Consider the following 25,318-nt stretch of genomic DNA (forward strand, 5'->3'; position numbering starts at 1 on the left):
TGAAATTCTGGGATGCCTGACGGATTGCTGCGACAACGACCCCGAACCGCCGCTCGCGAGCGCGCCCTCAACAGCGCTGTAGCGAGCGAGCGGCGGTTCGGGGTCGCTCGCTTGGACACGCGGCAGTAGGGGCGGTAGAAGCTGCCCTTGAACGCCAGAATATATTGGAGAGGGCCTAAAAACGGTCTCTATATAGGCACAGTTAAGTTGAGATTTGCCTATTTGACTCTGTAGTACTTTCTGCAGTGGGCCTGTTGTTTCGGATTTTTCCATTCCACGGGGCAGACATGGGTGTTTCCAAGCCACTCCCACCGGCCAGAATTCCGACTCCCGTTGCGAATGTTTTCCCATTCATGGTTGTCATAGAAAGTTATACTGCCACGCGCGAATTGAAAGTGCTTTAGAACCTTCTTCGTTTCAGCATCCGCGCCGATTACAGCCGTAATCGTCGCAACGCATAGAAACGCGAGCGTCATAAATTGTTTATTCATCATCTCAGGGAACTCCATGTTTTACGGACAAAGGCTATAGTTATAGCAGTTGGGATTGAACTCGCCATACAACACTCTTGCAAAAACATACTTCACATATTTTGTCGCAAATTGCAGAAAACGTATCTTTGCGCGAAGCTAACCTATCGCTCAACGGGATACGACACAGCCAAGTGCAGGGGTTTTGCACCTAGTGGTGAAAATCTGACGCTTGGTACCGCAGTGAGGCAGGCTACAATTCAACCCTAGTCTGATCGATGCTGTGCACCCAAGTCACCCGCGCCTCGCGATAGCGAAATACCGAGGAGCGCCCGGTCGGGGAAACCGCTCCACAAGACACCATCGAATCCGGCCAAATCCGCGTTATCGCGGACAAGTCGGCGGACAGTGCCTTCTATTTCAGCGGTGTCGTCGGCAAGAATGTAACAGTTCAAAAGCAGCAACCAGCGCTGGTCGAAGGCCCCTTTCCACATCGGTAGTTTTTTCGCCTTATCTCTTAAGGAGCGCGATAGCATCTCGGCAGTGGATGAAGTGATTTCAGATGCCGGGCCGCCGACCATGACTGACCAGCGTTCACCAGGCTCACCCGGTCGGAGGTTTCCGCCAGAAAACCGAAGGATGCTGCTGTCGCCGCAGGAGATATGTCTTCGAATCTGTTCTTCGGTTTCCTCTTTCCATTGTTTCGTCCGCACGGAACGCTTCCATGAACTGAACGGACCTGGTGCCTCAAGATAGAGGGTATAGCTTCGTCCGCGTATTCCGCCTGTCTTTATCCCCATGTCTTCGCCAAAGTTCCGAAGATACGCACTCACCGCCTCGGAAGAAGCGGTCCCCTTGTTGCCGATCTGTTGGACCGGTTGGTACGCTCGGGTGACCTCTACTCCCCAGCGCTTTTCTTGCTTCCAGCGAACGATGAGGTCCGGCGGTTCATCCCGATTGATCGTACACTCGAAATCGGATGCCCCGCTCTCCACAAGGTGGCTGTCCAAGAGTCCACGGGCAAACTCCTCATCTGACTTATTTCTCGGTAGTGACCCAGTTTGAAATCTTGGCATCAGCCGCGAACCATTCGGGCCGCGCCGATGCCCAAAAAGGCGAAAGCAACAAGTAATAGAACGGTCCATGTCCAAAGGGTTTTGTTCCGATCCTTTGTTACCGCGTAAACCAAGGAAGCAACAAAACCTGTCCCAACGAATACGGAACCACCCATTCCCAGCGTCACGCCCACCCATTCTTGAAAAGAAGTAGGAGCGCCGTTCATCGCGGTCTCCATGAGCGACGCCCAGACTATGCAGACGATCGCCAATCCAGCGATCCAAAAGCCAAATATCATTGAGACACCGTTTTCTTGTGACTACGATCACGGCACGAAGGCCCAGTGACCAGCGTCGTCGTTCAAACCGTTCGTGGCCACCATGAGTATTTGTTCGTGGCAATGTCTATCAGGTCCGTGACCATAGCGGAAGATTTGCCTGCTCACCGGTTTGGGACGCTGCGAGATGCGATTCTCGGGAGGAGCACTCTTCGAGCTCTCCGCAATAGCAGTTGCGAGCGGGCGTACGGCAAAAAACCACCCCGAGCGGTCTTCCGCGTCGGGTACCAAGCGTCAGATTTTCACCACTAGTCGCCCGTATCGCCCGCATTGCGGCCTTGTAGCTGAATCACGATCCACCTCGCTCAATAACGAAACGTAGATCACCGTAGGCAAGGCAGCAATGGGTACCACTCGGCTGCGAGTCAGTGGCGAGCCTTCAACAGATTGCGCCGAATTCCTGAGCGACGGGCCGGAGTCGCGAGGCTTCAGCACTTCGCGGAGGTGCGCCTTTTACGCCATCAGGAGTGCTCGTTGACCATTGCGTTGGGAGGAGATGGTATACGCGTATTTGGACGGTCCTTTCGGATGATCCCCGCGCCCTGATGGCCGCCGCAAACCCACCAGCAGCCGCCGTTTTCCTTCGAACTACAGTTAAAGGGTCTCTCCGATCCTGGTGGTCGGGGTTTTTCTTGGAAGCGCTACCTTTCAGAAATTTAACGGTTCGCGGGGCTTTCAAGTTATCCGCGCAATCCATGGGGCAAAAACTATTTTCGTAATCTGAGATTGCAACGACTCCCGGCACATGGTCTATGCAAATCCATTGCCGTTGCGGCATCTGGGGTGGGGGTCCCGATTTTGAATAGAATTGCGCCGGCGTTCGCATTGTCCTGCGGATCAGCCTTTTTTCTGTCGCTTGGCGCTTCCTATGCGCAAAATGTTCCGCCCGGTGCCGAGCCGGGGCGGATCGAGCAGCGATTCGAGGAGCCGCCGGCACCGCAGGCACGGGTACGTGTTCGCGAAGGCCTAGAGAGCACGATGCCCGCATCCGAAGCGGCGCAGATAACGCTTGAGCTTCGCGGCATCGAAATCGAGGGGTCGACCGTATATACCGACGACGAACTCCGAGAGTTGTATGCGGCGCTGTTGGGAAAGAAGGTGACGCTCCTTCAGGTTTTCGAAGTCGCCGCCAAGGTCACCGCCCGCTATGGCAATGATGGCTATCTCCTCTCCCGTGTCATTGTCCCGCCGCAGGAACTCAATCAGGCCGGGGCCGTTATCCGCCTTCAAGTCGTCGAGGGATACATTGACGAAGTGATCTGGCCAGGCGGCATCGATCGATACCGCAATTTCTTCGATAGCTATGCAGCCAAGATCACCGCAGAGCGTCCCATCCGCGCCGGTCATCTGGAGCGCTATCTGCTTCTGGCCAATGATCTGCCGGGCCTGACATTCAAGTCCACGCTTCGCGCGTCGGAGCGGAATCCGGGCGCATCAACGCTGGTCCTAGAGATGGAGACGAATCGCTATGACGCTTCTCTCTCGACAGATAATCATGGGACGGAGGCCAGCGGCCCGTATCAGGGGATCGTTTCTGGTCGCTTGAATAATGCGTTTGGCGCGCATGAGAGTCTGAGCGGCGGCTATGTGATCGCCGGCCCGTCCGAGGGAGATGACCCCGAATTGCACTATTTCTTTTTTGGCTACGATCAGGTTCTCAACAGCGAAGGCCTGACGTTTTCGTTTTCCGGAAATAAAAGCCGGGGTGATCCCGGCACTGCCCTTCTATCCGCGCTTGAATATCAGACACGGAGCCTCAACCTGACTACCGGTGTCTCCTATCCGTTCATTCGGACGCGATCTCAAAATCTCACCGGCACAGTTTTCTTTGATTACGAGGATTCTGAGGGACTGACATCAAGCGGCCTTGCAACCGAGGATCGGCTGCGCATTCTTCGCGCCGAACTCGCTTATGATTTTGCCGATCAATGGAGCGGGATCAATCAGGCGATCGTGAGCCTAAGCCAGGGTATCGACGGATTGGGAAGCACGTCAAACAACAATCCAAACGCCTCCCGCATGCCGGGCGTCGTGGATTTCTTCAAGACGACCTTATTCGTGTCCCGGCAACAACCACTTCCTAATCGCTTCAGTTCCTACGTGAGCCTGTTCGGGCAATTGGCCGCCGACCCGCTTTTGTCATCGCAGGAATGCGGCTATGGCGGGCGGCGGTTCGGCCGCGGCTTCGATGCGTCGATCGTCACCGGCGACCATTGCGTTCTCCTCAATGGCGAATTGCGGTACGACCTGCAGGTACCCGCCTCACTGGACGCTGTCCTCGATCACGCACAGACATACATGTTCGCCGACTACGGGCGCATCTGGAACATCGATGCTCCGGCCGGGACAGCTGACTCCGACGATGGCGCGGCTGCCGGAGTGGGCCTGCGCTTCGGGACGAAAAAGCTGAGCGCCGATATTGCCGTATCACGAACGTTGGAAGATCCAGAAAGCGTCCCCGATCAATCCGATTGGCGAGGCTGGTTCAAGGTATCCGCGACATTTTAGGGGTGGCTTCATGAAAGTGTTGCGAACAGGTCAACGGCTATACGCCACGACAGCGTTGACGTCGGCGCTCGGCCTTTCTGTCGCGTTGATCGGCGGCGCCCACGCAAACCCGCTTGACGGCAAGGTGGTCGCCGGAAGCGCGACTATTTCTACGCCGAATCCGGCCACGGTTCAGATCGATCAGGCGTCGCAGAACGCGGTCATCAACTGGCAAAGCTTCAATATCGAACAAGGTGAGACGACCCGCTTCGTCCAGCCGAACGCCAATGCGTGGACCTTGAACCGCGTCACCGGTGATATGGAGCCATCCCGCATCCTCGGCACGCTTGAGGCAAACGGCAACGTCGCCATCATCAATCCGGACGGCATCCTGTTCGGTGAAGGTTCGCGTGTGGACGTGAACGGCTTGATCGCCACCACGCATGACATCTCGAACGACGATTTCATGGCAGGCCGCTTCAATTTCACCCAATCGGGAAACCCCGGAGCGTCCGTGGTGAATGAGGGCGAGATTTCAATCGGGGACTATGGGCTCGGCGCGTTTGTCGCGCCCGGCGTCCGAAATTCAGGCGTGATCACCGCCAAAATGGGTTCCATTTCGCTTGCCTCCGGTAATGCGTTCACGCTTGATCTCTATGGCGACGACCTGATCCATCTGGTGGTCGGCGACGAGATCGTCGGCGAGGTCATCGATGTCGCAACCGGAGCGCCCGTTGCCGATCTCGTTAAGAACGAGGGGCGCATTTCGGCCGACGGCGGGACGGTCGCGCTCAAGGCCGCAACGGCGCGCCGCGCGGTCAATTCCGTCATCAACAATACCGGGGTGATTGAAGCTAACTCAGCCGGGGTCAGAAACGGCAAGATCATTCTCGGAGCGCAGACGGCAGGCACGAAGACCGCATCCGCCCCGGTGCAGCGTGTCCGCGTTTCCGGCACGCTGTCTGCAACAAACATTCCGATCCCGACCTGGCGTCCCGATATCGAAGGCACTGGCGGCAACATCGAAATCACCGGCGAGATGATCGAGGTCGCAGGCGCGGCGATCGACGCCAGCGGCGCGGGTGGCGGCGGCACGATTCTGATCGGCGGCGACTACCTTGGGGGCAACGCCAGCGATGAGGTGATGGCGGAGTATGGGATCCAACGCGAAGCGTCCACGATCCCCACAGCATCCTACGTGTCGCTCGATGCAGGCACGACAATCAATGCCGATGCGACCGTAGAGGGCAACGGCGGCAAGGTGGTGGTGTGGTCGGATGAAGCGACGGTGACGGCTGCGAAGATCACGGCGCGAGGCGGTTCCTTGGCGGGCGACGGCGGTTTTATCGAAACGTCGGGAAAGACGCTTAAAGTTCGAGCGAGTGCGGACGCCTCTGCGGCTCATGGAAACGCGGGGACGTGGCTGCTTGATCCGAAGGACTTATCCATAGGAGACTTCGGTCCAGGCGACACGATCTCCTCAGAGACTATCGAAGCAAGCTTGAATGCTGGCAGTAACGTCTCATTGAGGGCTGACAATATCTATGCGCTTCTCGTCACTATTAACAAAACTTCTGGTGGCAACTCGACACTCTCTATTCTCGCTGACTTTGTCCAAATTGGGTATGCGCACATCTCAAGCTCCCGTGCGAAGCTAAATGTATTAGTCATCGCAGACTTTCTTGATTTCGTAAACTCGTCGTTGGATACCAACGGCGGATATGTTCTTGCAAACGCACAGACGAACCTGCAAGGATCGCGCATCGACACAAGCGGCGGGAGCATGACGGTGCGAGATACTCTGCCGATCGCGTCTCACTTTGGATCCTTTGACGGCATTCAAGTTGTCGATACAGACATCGTAACAGGAGGTGGCGACCTCAGCCTAGAGTCAAAAAACTCGAACATCTGGTTCAGCAATTCGGACATTGACACAAGACGCGGCAGCATTGCTGCAACGGCCGGCACTCGAATTACGGCCGATGACAGCAGATTGCGGACTGCGGGCGGCGATGTGTCGTTGAGATCGCGCGGAACTCGCCTCTCTGGTGGTCACAGCACCCTATCCTACCTCGATCTTTTCGGAACGAATATCGAGACCAATGGCGGCGATGTTGACCTGCGTTCCAATACCGACGTGTACCTCACCGGATTGAACGGTGGGCATGGAGGTGTCAATGCGGGCGGTGGCAACGTCGATGTAGAGGCAAAAAACGCCATCATTCTCGGCGCGACCACTGCACCGATACGTGGCCATGATGTCTCGCTGGAAGCCGGACACTTCATCAGTGGTTCGCTCTCCTCCCGCTTCACGAAACCCGACGTAGTGGTGAGCGGAAACCTCGATGTCGAGAGCTTCGGATTTGGTTTCTCCGCGAGGGGAACGGCAAACAGCACATTCAGCGGCACGTGGATCGACAGCGCCGCCTCTCGAAGCATATACGGCATCATGACCCTTGACGGCTTTGGCAAGACGGTCCTGAAAAACGCTCTTGTGAACGGCCAGGTGGACGCACGAATCGAATATACCAATGGCAACTTTATTGGCACAGTGGTCCGTGGTGACGGGTTCCATTTTAAGGAAACAGGATTCAAACGGCTTGAGGAACGCACGGGCATTGTGAATACAAAAGGCATATCGACCTCATCCGATGTGCGGCTCGATTTCGGCAACAAAGGACTTTTCTTCGAGGACAAGCCTTTCGAGACCGATGGAGTCATCAACCTGGTGAATGTTGGGGCGGCCAACGGCAAGCGACCTGATCCGACCACCTTTCCTAAAGTAGGGTCCGGGCAGATTTTTTTGAACGGAGTTCTGGTTGGACTTCCGCCAATCCCGCAGGTAATTTTTAATCCAGGCATATCCGTGCAGGATATCATTGATCGGTATGCTGATCCGGACGCGCCCCAGTGCATGTTAGAGGCACTTCAGTGCGTGGCTACAGACGTGACGTTTGAGAGCAATTTGACGGGAAGTCCTGTAACCGGAATTGTAGCTCCCCTAGCAGGAACCCCCAATCAGGCAGGAAGATCGTTCTCGAAGTTAGTCCCCATGAAGGAGAGCGATGGGACGCAGAACATCACTTGGGGGTATGACACTACTCGCCCAGTTGGAACGAGGATTGTGCCGACGGCTGGCAAGACGCACTTCGAACCTATCGACGAGATGAAATTGGTTATCGGTGGAGAAGAAAAGACTCTTAGCGCCTACGCAAACATTCGCGATGACGGTACGAAGGATGCGTTGGACGGCCCATTCCAATGCACTGCTTTGATCGCGGATTATCTCTCAGTAATGGGTTTCAAGAATGCGCCGCGCGCCATTCCCAACGGAAAGAATGTTGCGAGTACACTTGGAACAGGGAAAAACGCCGAGTATTTTCAATACTCATCAACCGGCGCAATCGCTCCTACGGTCGGGACAATCGTTTCAATGGATGCAGGCGCAGGTGGGGTGGCTGACAACGTTGGCCATGTGGCAATTGTGAAGGGTGTCGAGCCGGTCGGGACAGATAAGATCGTCGTCACTTTGATCGAACAAAATGCAACGGTTAACGGCGAAGCAGGCTTCGCCGTGAATAGAAAGATCACGTTTACCCGAGACAGCAACGGTAAGTGGTCAGCCGAACACAAATTCGGGTCGTACTCCTATAATGTCTTGAATTGGGTCACCCCGGTTCGATTGCCGTAGATCAAAAGACGGCTACGGCATGAGTATTGAATCTACTAAGTATATGGCAGCATCCATGCCAAGATATGCAGGGTCTTGAACATCCACTATCGCCCAGCCGTCCAAGGTAATTTGGCCATCCCTCGCGCGATAAACATGAAGTTGCTCTCCGTAAACGGTGCTCACCTCAACTCCAGTTTGCAGTTGGTCAGGTGGGTAAATTCTTAAGGAGAGGTGGTTACTTATAATTACGTCCATTTTTTCCGAGTCTTCTACCATCTCGCCAACCGATAACTCTAACTCTGCGGCCAAATCTCGAAAAGCGCGATCGGTCGGAAGGAAAATTGTTAGAGTATCGGGTAGATCATGTGTCTTGTCATAAGCGGCAAATATGCTCGCAAATATCCTGCTCTCCCGAATCTCCGACAGCCTTGAAGATATCGTCGGCGCGGGTTGATCTTGGACGTACGAATCCCCGAAAGACTGATCGCTGAGCATCTCCGAAACAAGCTTATATATTCCAAGATTATCATGAGGGTGGTATTCGAATTTCCAAAAAGTATATAATAATATGAAAGCAACCGAAGCAGAGCCTAAAATTATGGTCGATGTTGATCGTAATTTATTCATAGAGCATTATAATATCATCTTTATATTCGTTCATCCTGCCAAGATGAGGATGGGCCTTTCGCGGGACGCGTATGTTAGCTAATCTGAAGGGGCAGTTCACCAGCCCTTATCCAGTCGGCTCTGAGCAAATTTGTTAAGGGTTTTGCCGGTTTGAAATGCCGTCCGAACAGCGGGCAACAGCGAAACAGCAGATAGGTGTTGCCTCCCGGTGAAATCTCAAGCGCCAATTTGATCATATTGGCCATCGCTCGCTCGCTTGTCGTCACATTCAGCACCAGAAGCGGCGCGGTCAACTTCAGGTGATCCTTGTAAAGCCCACCCCCCACATACTGGCGGTATTGAAGGAAATTGCGCAGATGGCTTTTGCGATTGAACGTCTGCGTTCGCGAGGGTTCGGTGCTGCGATCTGCTTCAACGACGAAAAAGCGAAAGAAGCTCGTTCCATCCTTCTTGTATTCCAGGCCAAACAGAGCGTCTGGAATGAGGTCTTTGATCTCGGTCTTTCCGTTCGCAGGATTCAAGCAGGGTACCGGATATCGCAAACTACTGGCTCCCGCCCGCTTCAAGATCACATGCTGCGGGATAAAAGTGAGATTCGGGTCGTTGAGTGTCGCGAGTTCGATCGACGCGGTGATGCACGAGACCATGTATCGGTGCGTCCACGGGCCGCTACCCTGCGCACTGTCGTGCCACAAGCCGTTCTCACGAAGCGCCGCCTCTGAGGCATCGGCGAGGTCGTAGACCAGATCCTGATAGCGCGCATCGAAGGTCCGGAATTGCTGCCATGGACGGCAAAGGTACGCTCCGCCATGACGTGTCCGGCTCTCATTGAAGAGATCAGTCAGCCGGTCGCGGGCGCGCTTCTCATTGCGGGCGATACTCTCGGAGAACGCGTGCAGATAGGTCGATGAGAGCGGACCATGCTGGTGGATTTTCTGAAACCAGAGGAGATCGCGTTCCTGCGGCGTGACGCGCTTGTCGGTCGAGTGCGGCCGGTCGCGTCGGCGGCGATGGAGGGTGTCATGGGTTTTCTGATCGACCACTTAATGCAATCCACAATGCGCCGCGTCACCATTCCGGCGACGCGGCGGTGTTGGGAGAATCGGAATCGTTCGCTGGCGGCTTTTTCGGGCTCTCCTTTCTTTCCGTCGCATTTTGGTTACGCGAAGTGTTCGCGGCAGGCGGCCCGACGACATCGCGCTTCACCGCACCATCAAGATCGGAATAGTGAACTGCGCATTTGGTGCGCATGGCGCTTTGTAGTGTGCGGCGCTCTTCATGCGTCATGCGCGGCATATCTTCCATCCGGCCAAACGGGAACCGCAGCGGCAGCGCCGATTTGGTGACACCGCGCACATAGGCCGCGAAAGAACCCTTGCTCTGCGCTTCAATCAGCCCCGGCTCACACCCCATCATCGGCGCAAGTGCTCGGGCATCCTTGTTGGAAACGCCGCCTGCAAATTTGACGGATGTATTCGAGGCAAACGCTTCCTGGAGCTTCGGGTCGAGCTGTCCAAGATATTGATGAGCGAGCACCATTCCGATCTTGAACTTGCGCGCCTGGGAAAGAATCAGGCCGACATTGCGGTCAAAATAGTCGGCAGCCTCATCGATGTAGACGAAGGTCGGCATCCTCTTGTGCTCGGGCAAGACCGCCCGTTCCTGCGCAGCCTGTGCGATAAGGGCAATGAAAAAACGACCGAATATTTCGGTGCCGGATTCCTTCAACAGATCCTTTGCCGTGTTGATCAGGATGACCTTGCCGCTGTTCATCTCGGAATAAAGATCGAGCTTGGAACGCGGATGCGAGAACATCCGCTCGAACGTCTGGTTCTCCAGAATGCCCCACAAACGGCGCAGCACCTGTTTTCTCGTCTGATCGAATTCCTTGGACGTGAATTCAGTTTCGAAGAACTGCCGAGCTGTACCCGTCAATGTGGCGATGTTTTCGGCAAAGCGGATGTGGCTGCCTGGCTCCATGAGTTCGCGGAGCGTGTGGATCGTGGCGCCCGGAATGTGCAGCATCAGCCTCGTGACGTAACGGAAGATTACATTCTGCTTCTGTGTCATCTCGGCCGAAAGAAGCGAGCCGAGCACGAAGTCATAGAGTTCCAGAATAGAGTTGGTCAGCCGTTCGCGGTCAAGTTGCGAGTATTTGTCGAGCCGTTCCAGGCCCACGTCGAACAGGTTGAGCGAGACAGGGTATTCGACGTCGGTTGGGTCGATGATGCAGATGCGGTCGTGCAATGGCCCGCCCGGCGCAAAGAGTTTCAGGTTGGAGATGGTATTGATGAGGTCGCCCTGGCTGTCGAGCACAACGACGGAAGCTTCGCCTCTTTCGACGGCAGTGAGGTCGTTTGCGATGAGATATTGAAGGGTCTGGGTCTTGCCATGGCCGGTGCCGGCAACGATGTGTTGATGCTCAAAGCGGGCGTTCTGTGGGATCGTGAAATCGACCGCGCCCTTGAACAGGTGCCGCAGCGGCGTGCCGCGAAGATACGTCTCGACCAGTTCCTGCCGATCGCGGATATCTGATTTTGAGGGCAGTTTAAGCGCACGGGAAAAATTCTTCGGGTCTGCCGGATTGCCGCCGGAAGCGGCGATCAGGTTCGCCTCAAGGCGTGTGCGGTGACGCTTGAACAGATCGGTGTGTTCAATCGCATCATCGAAAAAGCCAGTGATGATGGATTCGACAGCGCCACCGACATCAGGCAGCATATCAAGCTTCGATGTCTCCACGGTGATGCCGCCGCGTCCATTCTGGCGTACTGTCTGAGCCGGCAGAGCCTGCGCGACGCTCGCGGTGCAGGCAAACAGCACATCCTGGATGCGCTCGCGCGTGGCTGCAAAATTTTCCAGCAGCGCCTTCTGCGCGATGAGCCGATCCTTGAGTTCCCACCAGTCTGCGACGGACCGCCGTTCTGACCAGTCGATCTGCGGCAAGACGAACATGTCCTCGTAATCGAACATTGCCCGTGCGAGCGCGGCAAGCTCCTCTTGCGCAGACTCTGCCGGCTCCTCGAATCGCGACAGCACGTCGTTGGCGATCGCGAGCGCCAACGTGTCCCTGCTTCCTTCGCGGTCGAGATCGTGTGCGGCGAACATTCGTTCGACGCGAGCGTGAAGCTCGCGCACGACGGGTTCATCGCGTTGACGAAACAAACCGTAGACGAAGGCGTGGAGCCGCGGACCGAGATGCAGCATCTACTGCCTCCGAACGATCAGTTCCTTGGCGTCCTCCCTTGCGAGAACCGGGATCGGCACGGTTTCGGTGCCGCCCCAATGCTTGGCGCTTTCCATGACCTGACGCAAATAGGCGGTAATGTTGCCAAGCCAGGCTTCCTTGCGTGCAAGCTCAACGACGCTGTCGCACGAGAAATAGCGGCCATGCATGAGGTCGCGGACGAAGACCGTGTCTCGCTTCCTGTCGTAATAGAAATACCCGGCGCCTGCGCCAGCAAAGAGCGCCAAAAACATCGCGGCCGACAAACCGACCGCTGCATTGACAAGGACAACGACGGCAAGAAAGCCTGCCGCCCCGACATAGGCCGATTTGCGCATGAGTTCGGGTTGAAAAGCATCGATCAAGACCGCCTTATCGAAGGCGTAGCGACGAATGATTTCCTCCTCCTGCTCTTCGAGCTCGATCTTGCCCCAGAGCTTGAATTTTACCGTGCCGGTAGTGCCAGACGACTGTTCGCGTTTGAATAAGAGCTTCAACGCATCCCCCTCCCCGATACATTGCAGCATTGAAGCGGGTAGAGGGCTGTGGCGTCAAGGATACTTATGCAATTTGCCGCGCAGTCGTCGGTCTTGCACAACTGCGCTTCTGATGTTGTTGGCAGAAGAAGCCGATGAAGTCACAGAAATCGTCCGCCGATAATTGCGACGCCGTGTGTCGGGGCGTTGCCCTATGTGTGCGGATAGATTTCATCGCATGATGGGGATAGAGGCGGCACATACCTTCCTCCTCTTCACTGGCTGCGCAGCGCGGAAATTTTCAGTTGATTGTGTACTCCCGCCAGGGGATTCTGTGCATGGCCACCGACGACATGAACCGCGCTATGTCAGGTCGCCCATAGAATGTCGGGCGACCATGACCGTCTTGCGCCATCAGGACAACGGGCACACGGAAGACAGGCGTAAAGCTCTGGATGGCGTTTGCAGCCTCCGAGCGATTCTGGACGACGTGAGGTTTGACCACGACGATAGCGAAGGTCTGGCCTTGTACGCGAATGACAGCACCTTGAACGCGCATTGTTTCTCCCTTCCTACGCGGCCATCTTGGAGCTGCGGTTGTTTATCCAGTCCCAAGCCTCTTGTGGAAGCCAGCCCTGGTAGTCACGGGTCACCCCAATCACGAGGAAGAAGTCGTTCTTGTCCGCGTGGGGCTCGAGCCGATTCCAGATGCCTTGTGCGGTCAAGGACGTATCGACTAGCCACGTGGAGCCCAGATGGTGCCAACAGGCACCGCAGCCTTTGATGGCTGAATAGAGCGCATCGTAATTTTGACCCGGACGCTTTAGGTCGTAGTTGATTGCGTAAATCACGTGGGGCCTCCACAAGGCTTTCGTTGATGAGAGGGGCGAGGCGGGGAGTGTCCCCGCCCCGCCATTGTGCCACGCGCCCTACTTCTTGTTCGGACGTTGCGTGAGAGCCGAAGCCGCCGCAGTCTTGGCCGCTTTGCTCGAATTGGGGTTGCTGAGCACCTTCGCGGCTGCCGAAGCAGCCTTCGCGCTCGTAACTTCCTTGTTCGCCATTATGAATCACCTCCTTTCCATCTCTGATGGGATTGCATTGTCACCGCTTACTGCAGGCGGCATTTGACTTCTTCTATGAGGGCTGGCGACCTCGCGACCTCGAACGAGAGGTTATCCAGGAGCGCCCCATCATCGTGATGGTCGGTTCCACGTCCGTCTCGGGATCGCGGACGTTCTGCAATTTCTGAGCAATGCCGTCTCGAACCTGTTCGAACATTGCCCGCTCCAGCTGGTTGGCAATGTCGCTCGGCCGCACAGTCCGGCGATTTATCTTGAACTCAACCTTGATCATGCTCCCCTCCCCTTTTGTCGCTAATCCGGAAGTCGCTATTGACCCCGAGTCGTCATTGAGGATAGAAACTATACGGGCATCAAAACGCTGTCAATATAGTTTCTATCCCCAAGAACGGGAGGTTCTAGCGAATGAGTGATAAGGCGCCAAGGCTGCGATGGGGCATCGAGCAACGACTGGAATTCATTGAATTCCGGTTGTTCTGGGAAGGTGGGGTGAATCGGTCAGATATCACCGATTTTTTCAGCGTGTCGGTCCCACAGGCATCGAAAGACCTGACCCACTACCAGGGGATCGCGCCCGGCAACGTGCGTTACGACAAGAGTCTGAAGCGGTACTTTGCGAGCGGAACCTTCAACCCGAAGTTCCTACAGCCCGACGCCGCGAGGTACCTTACGCAACTGAATTCCATCGCACGCGGCGTGCTGACCGCTGGCGAGACTTGGCTATCGCAGGTGCCAGATTTTTCGGCCGTCCCACTTCCGCGCCGCATCATGGACCCCGCCATTCTCAGGCGGGTACTTGCTTCCGTGCGGGCAGGTCGCGCTTTGGAGATACGGTATCAGTCTTTGAACGCTGAAAAGCCAAAACCGCACTGGCGATGGATCTCTCCTCATGCTTTCGGTTTCGACGGCATGCGCTGGCACACCCGCGCGTTCTGTCACGATGACAAGAAGTTCAAAGATTTTCTCCTACCGCGCATTCTCGAAGTGAAGGGCGAAGGCCCTCCGGCAGCAAAGTCAAACAAGGACCACGCTTGGCACGAGACAACGAAGGTCGCATTAAAGCCGCACCCCAAGCTCTCGGCTGATCAGCAGAAGGTCATTGCGTCCGACTTCGGCATGAAAAATGGCGTGCTGCACGTCGAAGTGAAGCTCGCCATGCTTTTCTATTTCTTGAAGAGAATGGGGCTCGATTTCAAGGAAGAGGAGAAGGACCCGCAACAACAGCATATCGTGATGGCGGACCCTGATTCGGTGCACGCGTCCTTGGCACGCGCCAGACAGCAATTTTAGCGTGAGATTTCAAGAATGAACGACAAGCCCATGATCATTTATGGCCCGAGCAATCCGCATCCTCTGTCGCAGATGCGGACAGAACTCGTGTGGGAAGGTAAGTACGATGAGTTCGGCAACAGGCGCGAAGTAAACGCGGCCAGCGTCACCATGCCCCTACAGCTCATCGAAACGATCGACGAACCGCGATCGCGCACTGTCGCACAAGGAGTGCTCTTCGATGAAGCCAAGTCTCACAGGGACGACTTTAGGAACAGGTTGGTTTGGGGGGACAACAAAGCCGTAATGGCGTCCCTACTGGAGGAATTCAAAGGCCGAATTGACCTCGTTTATATCGACCCACCTTTCGACGTCGGGGCGGATTTCTCAATGAAAGTTCCTATTGGCGATGAGAAGGATAAAACGTCCAAGGACCCGTCTATCCTGGAAGTTGTCGCGTACCGTGATATCTGGGGACTTGGAACAAATTCGTACGCAAGCATGCTGTTTGATAGGATTACGCTTGCTAAAGAGCTTCTGTCAGAATCTGGGAGCTTCTTCCTTCATTGCGATTGGCGTGTGAACTCACTTCTTAGAGCCATCTGCAATGAAGTATTTGGAGACGCGTACTTTAGGAACGAGATTATTTGGCACTACGAAAACAAGCTAGGCACCGGCTGGGAAGCGAAGACGTTCGATAGCCGTCACGACACCATAATTGTGTACTCACGAACAAGGGCCTACATCCACAATACGATCAGTGAGCCGGTCAAAAACAGAAAACAACAGCCGGTGACCCAGAAAATTGCCGGCAAGCGCGTTTGGCTGACGAATGAGGATGGGACGCTCCGGTATGAGGAGGGCAAAGAGGACCGCCCCATCGGCGACGTGTGGAACATCCCAATCATTAACCCGGTCGCGACCGAACGCTTGGACTATCCGACGCAGAAACCCCTAGCTCTCTTACAGCGGGTGATCGAGGGTTCGAGCTCCCAAGACAGTATCGTAGCGGACTTTTTCTGTGGTTCGGGGACCACTTTGGAGGCGGCGGAACGTCTTGGGCGACGCTGGATAGGGTGTGACCTTGGGCGGTTCTCAGTCCACACCTCTCGAAAGCGCCTAATTCAGGTCCAGCGTGAGCTTCATGAGGGTAATGCGCTTTACCGTTCATTTGATGTCTACAATCTTGGACGCTACGAGCGGCAATGGTGGCAGAAGGAGGCGCTTAAGGGTGCGGAAGAGGAGCACCGCGCTGTCGTTCTAAAGTTTTTCCGCGCCGAACCTCTTCAGAATGTTCCATCGCCTCTAATTCATGGCCGCAAAGCAACGGCCTTTGTGCACGTTGACGGTATCGACAGCATCTTCTCACGGGAAGAGGCCAAGACGATTGCTCATGCCGTCAAGGCCGCGGGTGGCAAACAGGTCCATTGTCTGGCCTGGGATTTCGAAATGGACATCCGGCAGGCGATCGCAGGTATCGAGATCGAACTCGATGTAAAGATCAGGCTTCACCGAATCCCCCGTGAGATCATGGAAAAGAATCGAACTGAGGTACCGCCCTTCTTCGAGGTGGCGCTCTTGGAGGCGGAACCGGTCATCCGCAAAGGCGCAAAAGGCCAGACGGTCGAGATCAAGCTCAATAACTTCTTGCCGAGCCTCACCGAGGTTCCGTCTAGGGAACTTGAAGCCTTGCAGGAACGTGCTGTGCAGAGCGGCTTCGATTTCATTGACTTCTGGGCCATCGACTTCGATTGGATGCCGGGCAAACCCTTCAATCACCATTGGCAGGACTATCGTACTCGAAAGGACCGTACACTTAGGACCGTGAGTGACGCGGAGTTCGCTTACGCCAACCCCGGCCATTATACTGCCTGCATCAAAGTTGTGGATGTGTTCGGCTGTGACACCAGCATCACTGTGGAGGTTGAGATATGAGTGAGACCGCCGTGACGGACGGTATCGCCATCAATGCGGCGGCGCTCGAACCACTCTTCGCGCCGTGGGAAGAGCCGAACAAACATCGTGTCCGGGCGCAGAAGGGCTTGCCGCCCGAGATCAAGACCTACCGGCGGCAGTCGCCAATTCGCATGGTCAACCCGCTTCGTGCCGCTGTGAAGGAGTGGCGGGAACTCAATTATTTCGGAGCTAGCGACACGACGCGGGAACTCATGGCACACTGGTTCGAGAGGCCGCACCGGCTGATCGGCGGAAACGGTGAGGAAATCGACTTTCGCTACTATTTTTGCCAGCGCGAAGCTATCGAGACCCTCATCTATCTAATCGAGGTGCGCGGGATGCACTCCTTGTCGTCCCTCATCTTCGAGTTTGGCGGGCCAAACGCTGAAACTGAAGCTCTTGGCATCAAGCCCGAAGACGACGAATGGGCGCGGTACGCCTTCAAGCTGGCGACCGGCGCGGGTAAGACCAAGTGTATGAGCCTTGCCATTGTATGGAGCTACTTCCACGCGCTTCGTGAAAGCGGCTCCGAGATGGCGAAGCATTTCGTTGTCATCGCCCCGAATCTGACTGTCTTCGAACGCCTGAAGGAGGACTTCAGGCCTGAAGGCGGCGGCCCTGACATTTTCATGACCGACCCGCTCATTCCGACGGAATGGCGCGGTGACTGGAATTTCTCTGTGGTCCTTCAGGATGAGGCCAGCGGCGCTAGCACTGGCGGCGCACTGTATCTTACCAACATTCATAGGCTCTTTGAGTCGCGCAGCGGCAGCCGATCAGAGGTCGAGACATACGATTGGGCCGGCCCATCCGTCTCAAAGTCGAAAGCGCTTGACACTGGTGCCGATCTTCGCGACCGCATCACGTCACACCGGCGCCTGATGGTCCTGAACGACGAGGCCCATCACGTATGGGACCCCGGTTCAGCCTGGCACGGGGCGATCCGCTGGATTCACGAGACCATTAGGAAGCGTTCGGGTAGTGGGCTCGCCGCGCAACTCGACTTCTCTGCCACGCCCAAAGACAACAAGGGCCGTATCTTTCCCAATGTTGTCTGCGACACGCCACTCGGCGAGGCCGTCGATGCGGGGATTGTAAAGACTCCCGTAATCGGGCGGACGAAGGAACTGGTTGAACAGGCGCATGACGACGCGGCCTATCGCTACGAGGCGCACTTGCGTCTCGGTTATGAGCGTTGGAAACGCAGCCGGACTGAATGGGAAAAGAGTGGGAGAAAGCCGCTGCTGTTCGTCATGTGCACCGACACAGAAGCGGCCGACCAGATCACCCGTCGCCTCAACGCTGACGGTGTGTTCGCGGACCTCAATGGTAAGACGATAAATCTTCACACGAACCTGAAGGGGTCAGTAAAGAAGCGGAACATCGGCGGGCAGACCATCGAGGTCTTCGAAGAGAACGAAAAGGATATCAGCGACGACGACCTGAAGGCGATCCGGCGCATTAGCCGCGAACTTGATCGATCCGACGGCCCATATTCATGCATTGTGTCCGTGCTAATGCTGCGGGAAGGTTGGGACGTTCGCAATGTCACGACCATCGTTCCTCTTCGTCCCTATAGCTCGAAGGCGAATATCCTTCCCGAGCAGACGCTTGGACGCGGCCTTCGACGCATGACGCCGCCAGGCCAGGCAAACGAGCTTGTCACTGTCGTTGAGCATCCCGCGTTCTCGAGCCTCTACGAGCAGGAACTGGAACAAGAAGGCCTACCTATCGAAGTGCTGGACACCGAAAAGGTGCCCGCAACGACAGTTACAATTTTTCCGGATGACAACAAGGATTTGGCGGCCCTCGACATCGTGCTGCCCGTACTATCGGCGGCACACGAGATTCAGCCCAAGCTAGAAGGGTTGGCGATCGGGGATGTCAAAACGGCTTTCAAGCCCTACGCACAGCTTCCCCTCGGAACAAAGGGCGACGTGGATGTGAAGTACGAAGGTCGCCACCTCATTACCAATGAGGTGGTCGAGGAAATGAACATCAGGCTGCCACTGCTTCAGAACGGCCTCACCGCGATTTCCTTCTACGTCCGCGAACTAGAAGCTGCTTGCAAAGTACAATCAACTCACACGGTCCTCGCGCCGCTGCTTCAAACGTTCCTCTCTGAAATTCTCTTCAACGAAAAGGTGTCGCTGGTCGATAAGCGGCTCACAGGGCGGCTCGCCGATCAGGATGTACGGGAACACATCCGTGCTGTGTTCATCCCCTTGATTCGAGCCCGCACGGTCAAGACAGAAAAGAGGAAGGTGCAAGGAACAGGAGCGCAGCTTCGAAATTGGAAGCCCTATCAAGCGACACTTTCTGAGCGGAAGCCGGTCGAGAAGGCGAGAAACACTCTCTTCAATCTGGTGCCCTGCGATCAATCACTCGAAGTGGCGATGACCTCATTTCTCGACAACAGCGCAGACGTGAAGGCATTTGCCAAGAACGCAGGCCCGCAGGCGCTTCGGATTGACTACCTTACAGCTGAGCAACGCTTGGCGTTTTACCGTCCGGACTTTTTTATCCGCATGGACATCGGCGAATATGCGCTCCTGGAAACCAAAGGCCGACAAGACAGCGACGTGCCGAGAAAGGCCGCCGCTGCCATCGAGTGGTGCAAGGCAGCGTCCAAAGGTGACGTAAAATGGCAGTACGTCTTTTCACCTCAAAATGTCATGGAGCGGCTGACTGGCAATCGTTTTGGTGATCTAGCCCGCGCGTGTGTTCCTGCCCTTCAAAATCTTTTGAGCGAGACAACTTCGCAGCCCGAGCTGCCACTATTTGGTGGTCGATCTGAAGATGACGCAGAGCAGTTTTTCGGAAAAGGGGTTTTCGATAGCCTTCCTGTCAGGGCCAGGAAGGCCGCAACGGACGCCTTGGAGCTTTATCGGTTCTTTGAGAAAAAGACCGACGCGCCAAACTTTGCCCCAGTTTTTAGCGCCCTTCTTGGGCCATATGACGAGGCTTGCAAGACGGTTATTATCAAGCGCCTACGGCCAAAAATGCCCGCAACGGCTGTTGAGCAGCGTGACTGGTTTGAGCCCTATATGGGTAACGCCGACAAGAAGAATCTGAAGCATTATGAGGGGATGGCTAAGAACCTGAAGCGTGGACTCGTGTACGGGAATCCGCATTCAGTCATTGGCTTGCTGCGGTCTTGTCTGGACTTCGCCCTCAACGATAAAGCCAAGATAGACGGGGTTTTTGAGGCCGTGACCGAGGTCTTCGATTTCGAGGGGGCGGGCGCGTTTCTCAACCAGGTCACAGCAGTGAACGACTTCCGCAACACCTACGTGGCTCATGCCGAAAAAGAACTTAGGGACGCCGCAATAGCGCAGGAGAACCTGAGAACGTGGATGGCTACCTTGGCTTCAATTGTCGCCAAGTGACGGACAGCGATCATCGACTAGTTGGCGATCAGTTTCAACTCGCATGGGAATACAGGCGGCACACTCGTATGCGCAGGATCGAGATAGATTATGGCGCTGATCGCGTACAAAAAAAGCCCCCGGTTTGGATGCCGGGGGCCGCTCCTGATCAATTGTCAGGAGTGTCGGTGAGTGATCGGCTGTCAATGCGTTCCTGAAGCCATGTCCGTACTTCATCGAGTATCCAGCACACCCGGCATGGGCCGAGAGTTACCCGCAAGGGGAACTGTTTGGCCTGTTCAAGGCGGCCGATATGCTGTCTGGAATACGGAACGATGGTTTTCAGTTCTCTCCAGCTTATGCACCTCATCGCGGAAGCTCCTGTTTGGGGAGCATCGCGATGCCCAATGGACGACAATCCAATTGGCGCGGACAGACTATCAGTTCTTCAAGAGCTTAGCGAGATAGCCGTCGTGGATCTCGATCGCCTCGCGCATCTCCCTCATGTATGAATGCCGATTTGTATACCTGGGCAATCGGCGACTGGGTTCCGCCCGAGTCGGCATGGTGTCCTGACTGCTATTCGCCTTGCCCGCGCTTCGACTTCCGTCCACGCGGCAGGTTCTTCGGAACTGGCGCGGCGCTCTTTGTCACAAGATCGGGAACCGTGCATTGCAGCACATCGGCGATGCGAAAGAGGAGCCGGACTGTGGGGTTTTTCTCTCCGCGCTCCAGCGACCCGAGATACGAACGGTCGATCTCCGCTTCATAGGCCAAAGCTTCCTGAGAAATACCGCGTTCCAGACGAATGCGGCGGACATTTTGACCAACAAGACGCTCAATAGTCATCTGCCGACTTCGAGGACTTGCAGCTTATCAAACCACTGGTTATAGTAAGCATTTGAAAATATCGGGGGACGGTATTTCCAAACTAAAAGACCTTAATGGCGCGGGTGCTTTGTCCGCGCCCGGACGCCGTGCGTCCTTCACCGCTAACAGAGGACGCCTCTCGTGAGAATCCTTGCCACCATCGGCAGCGCGCAATCAGTGACCGAAGCGGTCAGGCCCCCAGATGAGTTGCGATGGCTTCCCGCTTTTAAGGCCGCGTCATTTCAGAATGGCACGCGCAGGCAGTATCTGGCTAATGGCCGATGCGTTTCTATCGAAGCCATAGGCAACCAATATCCGGCACGCATAGGCTAGCCGTGGAGTTGGTCTTTGGCATTCTTTCCGGAGTTCTTCAGGTCGCCGGCTATCTCTATTACGCCAACAAGGCGCGAAAGAGGGAGCTAGAGCCGAATTCCACGAGTTGGATCATGTGGGGATACGGCACCTCGCTCCTCCTCGTGATTGAGCTTGATAGCGGCGCAACGGCCGCTATGCTCATCCTCCCGACCGCATGTGCGCTTTCAAGTATTGCTGTCGGTTTCATCTGCTGGCAGCACAATACGCTGCGCTGGCCAAAGGAGACATGGGAGAGGACATCCCTATACACCGATCTCATGCTGACCGCGATGTACGCTGGCACATGGGTGCTTCTCGGCACCAGCCTGCTTAGCGATACCCAGAAGGAAGCAGCCGACATCGCGATCCTCGTGCTCGTCAATCTGTCCACTTTCGTGACATTCATTCCCATGCTCATCAACACGTGGCGGGAACCTCGAAACGAGAACCCGTGGCCGTGGACGGTTTGGACGGCGGCATACCTGGCCTTGGGACTGACCACCGTCTCGTCGCCCGAGTGGAAGTGGTATCTGCTGATGTATCCCGTCGAATGTATGCTGCTGCACGCTGCGGTGGCCTGGATCAGCCGGAGGCATGTCCTAGCCGACGCGCAGCGGATTGAGGTTCAGCAGCCGATGAAGCGCGTGATTGCCGGGCCAAGTCGCATCAACGGTAGAGGCGTGTTCGCCGGTGAGGATATCAATGCAGGCGAGCGCATACGACACGTTGAGGGAACAATCATATCGCACATCAACACCAGCAAGGAAGAGTCCCTATCGAACCCGGATTGGATAGGGATCGGGCACAACCGATGGATCGATCCCGCCGGTACATTTAAGTTCCTCAACCACTCGTGCGGGCCGAACGTCGGAGCTGTTACGATTGCTGCCGACACTATGGTCATCATCGCCATGAAGGATATCGAGAAAGGCGATGAGCTGACGCTGGACTATTCAACAACGGAGTGCGATCCGCATTGGGAAATGGCGTGTACCTGCGGATCAGTGCGATGCAGAAAGATCGTTCGCTCCATATTCACGCTCCCGATAGAACAGTATGAGGGATACCTGCCGTATGTTCCTAAATACTTTCAGGCCGTGTATGAACGGGAGAACGCCAATAAGCGGATCGACGGTAGCGTCACTCCGCCCCTTTGCGAGGAGCGTAAAGCAGGCGCATCGACGCCAAGATCGTCAGGCTAATCAGTTGGCGAAGATTGGCTATCAATTCTTCAACAGCTTGGCGAGATAGCCTTCATAGGTCTGTATGGCTTCGCGCATCTCCGCCATGTACGAATGGCGGTTGTATACCTGGGCAATTGGCGACTGCGTTCCGCCCGACACGTGATTAAGGAGCTTTTCGACGACGATCTGCTCGACGCCAAGCGAGGCCATGTAGGTGCTAAGCGTCCTGCGGAGGTCATGGAGCGTGAAGGGCTGTACACCTTCAAGGCGCTTGTCGAACACTCGTTTCGCCTTGCTCCACCCGTTGAATACGGTCGCCGCCTTGCGCCGCCCCGTGTCGCGCGCGGCCGGGAAAAGGTACTGGGCGTTGTCCATGATGGGGATTGCTTCAAGCACCCGCTCTGCCATTTCCCCGTACGGAAACGTATGCTCCCGATTGTTTTTTGTGACCGTTGCGGGAATGGTGATCGTCCGTTTGGTGCGATCGATCCATTCCCACTCAAGCTTGGCGATCTCACCTCGGCGCTGGCCGGTGAGGATGCACAGAGCGACAATGTGGGCGAATGGATACGGGCCCGTGAGGCTCGTAGCGAAGACCGTGCGCAGCTCGTCTGTGGTGAGCGCACGAGTGCGCGATTTGCTCGCCTGGGGAGCTTGCAGGCCCTCGCACGGGCTGTGTGCGATGTAGTCCTGCCGGACCGCCCAGGTGAAGAACGTCTTTACCGCCCGCAACGCTTGATCGTACTGCGTCGGCGAGTGCTTGCGCTTGTCGAGGCGCTTTTTAATATCGTGTTTCGTGATATCGGCCATGTGGGTCTTGCCGAATGCGAAGCTGTCGAGGAACCGTTGGTAGTCCTTGTGCGTGCGTGGGCGGTTCTTCTGCTCTGACATCTCAAGATATGCGGCTTTGGCGTCGTTGTAGGTCATAATCTTCGGCCGGCGCTTTCCAAGCGTCCGTTCAGCCAAGAGGCGCTTTGCCTCCTGCCGTGCGTCCGCCAGGCCGATGATCGGAAAACGGCCGATCGTGATACGCTCGCGCGTCGGACCGTGCACGACCACAAACGTCTTGGTGGTCTTTGAGACACGAACGCCAAAGCCGGCGAGGGTGTCATCGGTGTATGTTTTTTGCGGCTGCCCAAACGGGAGCGCGCGTACGGAGATGTCGGTTAGTCTCATGCCAAGCTCCCGTTCAAGGCTCACTATAGGCTCAGAAATGAGGGGTGTATGGGTGGGTTTCCATGTTCAAGTATGAGCATGGTAGCACTAAAATGCATTGAAATATATAGGTTTTTTGGAAAGCATGTTCAGCTATGTGCAGGCCCGTCATCGAACTTCTAAGCCGATGGTCACAGGTTCGAATCCTGTCGGGATCGCCAAATTCTCAAGGTCCATTCTGGACGTGCGATCACAAGTTCTCGTCGGGAATGACTGTTCTCATTCGCCAAGTTGTTCGATCACTTCGAGAACATCCCTCTCGGCCTTCCGCCCGCCGAATTCTTCGACGATGCCGAAAGCCCCGCCATATCCCCAAAGCGACCACGCAAATCCGTGGTCTTCGGCAAGCCGGATCATGTCGCGCACATAGGCGGCCCGCCATTGCGGGGGCATAATGGCGGGATTTTCGTATTCCTGGCGGATCATGCCGAACTCGCTGAGTATGATATCGCCTGGATCGATACGGTTTTTCTCTGCCCACTCCGCCACCACGCGAAACGGGGCGCTCATCTCCTCTTCCAACTCCTCCTTGGTATCGACCAATGCGATTTGCTCGTCGAGATAGGCGAGCATGCCTAAGCGGCGCGTCAAGGGAGCCTCGCTGCCAATCGTTCGACGCGCGTTCTCAACGCCTTCGGCCAGCTCGTCTGGAAAGGCATATGGCGGATAGGGAATGCCGGTCACGTAACGGATGAAATCGCCCGCCCATTGGGCCCCCTGCGTTGTGAGGATGAATGGCGAGTAGGAGTGAAACCCCCAAAGAATATTGTCATCCCAAATCGCTTTTGGATCGATGGCGGCAAGGCCTTCCGCGCTACTCCAGCAGGCGCCTGTAAGCACCAGGGTCAATCGCGGTGCGGAACTGCGGGCAGCCGCAAAGAGTCGGGTCAGCTTGTCGCGCCACTGATCGGCCTCCTCCCCTTCGCAGCCGATAACCGGCTCGTTCATGAGTTCGAAGGCGACACTCTCGGGATCCTGGCCGGAAAGCGTGCGACCCATCTCGCGAACGAGGTCGAGATAACGCTCGAACAGCGCTTCGTCCCGCAAGATCTCCTCGGCTCCGGCAAAACGATCAGCCCCGAGCGGGATCGGATGCAGGTCCACGATGGCCTTCAAGCCGGCGGCCTCGGCAAGCTGTACTGCCTCCAAAACGGAGGCAAGCAGGCGCGGCCTCAGTGCTGCCGATTGCGACGACAGGAACGGCAGCGGGTCGACCGGTATGCGAACGAAATCAAAGCCCGCACCCCTCAATGCGGCCAGTTCATCGAGACCGACCGTCCGCCGCCATTCGGGATAAGGAAGCAGGACGTCCTCTTTCGACCACTCCGCTTCATTCGGCCAGGTGACCCAGAGGTCGAGATTGATTCCGCGTTTGGCCGAGAAGCTGGCCGCCTGCAGCGGCGTCAATGAAATGAGCAGGGCTGCCCCGACCAGGACCAAGGGATTTTTGAAGAAAGCGCCTTTCATCATCTAGCGCCCGCAAAACGTAATCATCGCCGGACTTCTTTGGTTAGCGTTGCGCTCAAACCCTCGTTCAAGTCGATTGAATTGCGGGTCATCAAAGTTCGCTTTCTACCGAGGCGAATTAACCGTGCCGGAAGCCTCCTCCTTGAGCTGCCGCCATGACGGCGTATAAGAACTGAACTAACGAACCATAACAATTTCAACTCGCAT

At 56.0% G+C, this 25,318-nt stretch carries 17 protein-coding genes; 6 read left to right on the top strand and 11 right to left on the bottom strand.

The genetic code is table 11. From position 1 onward, the window contains the following. Positions 1-736 precede the first annotated feature (736 nt). Both MAXJ12_RS36695 and MAXJ12_RS36700 read right to left on the bottom strand, forming a co-directional pair. Positions 737-1,480: a hypothetical protein gene (locus MAXJ12_RS36695; RefSeq protein ID WP_139043863.1), complete on the bottom strand. Its 744-nt coding sequence runs from the start codon at positions 1,478-1,480 to the stop codon at positions 737-739. 65 nt (positions 1,481-1,545) lie between these two features. Beyond that, complete coding sequence (locus MAXJ12_RS36700; RefSeq protein WP_139043864.1) at positions 1,546-1,752, bottom strand: hypothetical protein; 207 nt, start codon at positions 1,750-1,752, stop codon at positions 1,546-1,548. Between the two features lie 909 nt (positions 1,753-2,661). Here MAXJ12_RS36700 and MAXJ12_RS11280 point away from each other — a divergent pair. Together MAXJ12_RS11280 and MAXJ12_RS34365 are read left to right on the top strand one after the other, a co-directional pair. Further along, the gene (locus tag MAXJ12_RS11280) at positions 2,662-4,371 is read left to right on the top strand and encodes a ShlB/FhaC/HecB family hemolysin secretion/activation protein (protein WP_139043865.1); all 1,710 of its coding nucleotides are present in this window, start codon (positions 2,662-2,664) and stop codon (positions 4,369-4,371) included. A gap of 10 nt (positions 4,372-4,381) precedes the next feature. Further along, entirely contained in the window at positions 4,382-8,041 is a 3,660-nt protein-coding gene (locus MAXJ12_RS34365; protein WP_085983922.1) for a two-partner secretion domain-containing protein, read from the top strand. 12 nt (positions 8,042-8,053) lie between these two features. Here the strand turns inward: MAXJ12_RS34365 and MAXJ12_RS39995 are convergent, their stop codons facing one another. The 5 genes from MAXJ12_RS39995 to MAXJ12_RS11315 all read right to left on the bottom strand — a co-directional run bounded on the left by MAXJ12_RS39995 (position 8,054) and on the right by MAXJ12_RS11315 (position 13,200). Then, complete coding sequence (locus MAXJ12_RS39995; protein ID WP_085983923.1) at positions 8,054-8,650, bottom strand: fasciclin domain-containing protein; 597 nt, start codon at positions 8,648-8,650, stop codon at positions 8,054-8,056. 74 nt (positions 8,651-8,724) lie between these two features. Beyond that, positions 8,725-9,693: a replication-relaxation family protein gene (locus MAXJ12_RS11295; RefSeq protein ID WP_008835988.1), complete on the bottom strand. Its 969-nt coding sequence runs from the start codon at positions 9,691-9,693 to the stop codon at positions 8,725-8,727. A 25-nt stretch (positions 9,694-9,718) separates the two neighbouring features. Then, positions 9,719-11,854: a type IV secretory system conjugative DNA transfer family protein gene (locus MAXJ12_RS11300; protein ID WP_008835989.1), complete on the bottom strand. Its 2,136-nt coding sequence runs from the start codon at positions 11,852-11,854 to the stop codon at positions 9,719-9,721. Continuing rightward, entirely contained in the window at positions 11,855-12,370 is a 516-nt protein-coding gene (locus MAXJ12_RS11305; protein ID WP_008835990.1) for a hypothetical protein, read from the bottom strand. Between the two features lie 551 nt (positions 12,371-12,921). Further along, a complete protein-coding gene (locus MAXJ12_RS11315; RefSeq protein WP_008835992.1) occupies positions 12,922-13,200 on the bottom strand; it encodes a hypothetical protein in 279 nt (92 codons plus the stop codon). A 633-nt stretch (positions 13,201-13,833) separates the two neighbouring features. Between MAXJ12_RS11315 and MAXJ12_RS11325 the strand changes: the two genes are divergently transcribed. Genes MAXJ12_RS11325 through MAXJ12_RS11335 form a run of 3 tightly spaced genes read left to right on the top strand, consistent with a single transcriptional unit; the run spans position 13,834 to position 20,042 of the window. After that, positions 13,834-14,718 (top strand): WYL domain-containing transcriptional regulator, encoded by an 885-nt coding sequence (locus MAXJ12_RS11325; RefSeq protein WP_008835995.1) that lies wholly within the window; start codon positions 13,834-13,836, stop codon positions 14,716-14,718. Positions 14,719-14,733: 15 nt separating this feature from the next. Further along, a complete protein-coding gene (locus MAXJ12_RS11330; protein ID WP_008835996.1) occupies positions 14,734-16,632 on the top strand; it encodes a DNA methyltransferase in 1,899 nt (632 codons plus the stop codon). Further along, positions 16,629-20,042: a DEAD/DEAH box helicase gene (locus tag MAXJ12_RS11335; RefSeq protein ID WP_008835997.1), complete on the top strand. Its 3,414-nt coding sequence runs from the start codon at positions 16,629-16,631 to the stop codon at positions 20,040-20,042. The genes MAXJ12_RS11330 and MAXJ12_RS11335 overlap by 4 nt, the downstream gene beginning before the upstream one ends. Before the next feature lie 148 nt (positions 20,043-20,190). Here MAXJ12_RS11335 and MAXJ12_RS35135 read toward each other — a convergent pair whose 3' ends face one another. Beyond that, complete coding sequence (locus tag MAXJ12_RS35135) at positions 20,191-20,391, bottom strand: helix-turn-helix transcriptional regulator (protein ID WP_085983924.1); 201 nt, start codon at positions 20,389-20,391, stop codon at positions 20,191-20,193. Positions 20,392-20,600: 209 nt separating this feature from the next. Further along, complete coding sequence (locus MAXJ12_RS11340) at positions 20,601-20,870, bottom strand: helix-turn-helix domain-containing protein (protein WP_040585879.1); 270 nt, start codon at positions 20,868-20,870, stop codon at positions 20,601-20,603. A 362-nt stretch (positions 20,871-21,232) separates the two neighbouring features. Between MAXJ12_RS11340 and MAXJ12_RS11345 the strand changes: the two genes are divergently transcribed. After that, on the top strand, positions 21,233-22,447 hold the full coding sequence (locus tag MAXJ12_RS11345; protein ID WP_157999629.1) for an SET domain-containing protein: 1,215 nt from the start codon (positions 21,233-21,235) through the stop codon (positions 22,445-22,447). A gap of 21 nt (positions 22,448-22,468) precedes the next feature. Here the strand turns inward: MAXJ12_RS11345 and MAXJ12_RS11350 are convergent, their stop codons facing one another. After that, positions 22,469-23,605, bottom strand: a complete 1,137-nt coding sequence (locus tag MAXJ12_RS11350; RefSeq protein ID WP_008836000.1) for a tyrosine-type recombinase/integrase — start codon at positions 23,603-23,605, stop codon at positions 22,469-22,471. Positions 23,606-23,863: 258 nt separating this feature from the next. Then, positions 23,864-25,114 carry a glycoside hydrolase family 5 protein gene (locus tag MAXJ12_RS11355; RefSeq protein WP_008836001.1) on the bottom strand — a complete coding sequence of 417 codons (1,251 nt, stop codon included), beginning with the start codon at positions 25,112-25,114 and terminating at the stop codon, positions 23,864-23,866. Between the last annotated feature and the right edge of the window lie 204 nt (positions 25,115-25,318).

It is taken from the genome of Mesorhizobium alhagi CCNWXJ12-2, assembly GCF_000236565.1.
Lineage (GTDB): Bacteria > Pseudomonadota > Alphaproteobacteria > Rhizobiales > Rhizobiaceae > Allomesorhizobium > Allomesorhizobium alhagi.

What these genes read in the sequence shown, in the direction of transcription:
- MAXJ12_RS36700 (WP_139043864.1), bottom strand. Translation starts at nt 1,752, where the DNA reads ATGAACGGCGCTCCTACTTCTTTTCAAGAATGGGTGGGCGTGACGCTG.
- MAXJ12_RS34365 (WP_085983922.1), top strand. Translation starts at nt 4,382, where the DNA reads ATGAAAGTGTTGCGAACAGGTCAACGGCTATACGCCACGACAGCGTTG.
- MAXJ12_RS39995 (WP_085983923.1), bottom strand. Translation starts at nt 8,650, where the DNA reads ATGAATAAATTACGATCAACATCGACCATAATTTTAGGCTCTGCTTCG.
- MAXJ12_RS11300 (WP_008835989.1), bottom strand. Translation starts at nt 11,854, where the DNA reads ATGCTGCATCTCGGTCCGCGGCTCCACGCCTTCGTCTACGGTTTGTTT.
- MAXJ12_RS11325 (WP_008835995.1), top strand. Translation starts at nt 13,834, where the DNA reads ATGAGTGATAAGGCGCCAAGGCTGCGATGGGGCATCGAGCAACGACTG.
- MAXJ12_RS11330 (WP_008835996.1), top strand. Translation starts at nt 14,734, where the DNA reads ATGAACGACAAGCCCATGATCATTTATGGCCCGAGCAATCCGCATCCT.
- MAXJ12_RS11335 (WP_008835997.1), top strand. Translation starts at nt 16,629, where the DNA reads ATGAGTGAGACCGCCGTGACGGACGGTATCGCCATCAATGCGGCGGCG.
- MAXJ12_RS35135 (WP_085983924.1), bottom strand. Translation starts at nt 20,391, where the DNA reads ATGAGGTGCATAAGCTGGAGAGAACTGAAAACCATCGTTCCGTATTCC.
- MAXJ12_RS11340 (WP_040585879.1), bottom strand. Translation starts at nt 20,870, where the DNA reads ATGACTATTGAGCGTCTTGTTGGTCAAAATGTCCGCCGCATTCGTCTG.
- MAXJ12_RS11350 (WP_008836000.1), bottom strand. Translation starts at nt 23,605, where the DNA reads ATGAGACTAACCGACATCTCCGTACGCGCGCTCCCGTTTGGGCAGCCG.
- MAXJ12_RS11355 (WP_008836001.1), bottom strand. Translation starts at nt 25,114, where the DNA reads ATGATGAAAGGCGCTTTCTTCAAAAATCCCTTGGTCCTGGTCGGGGCA.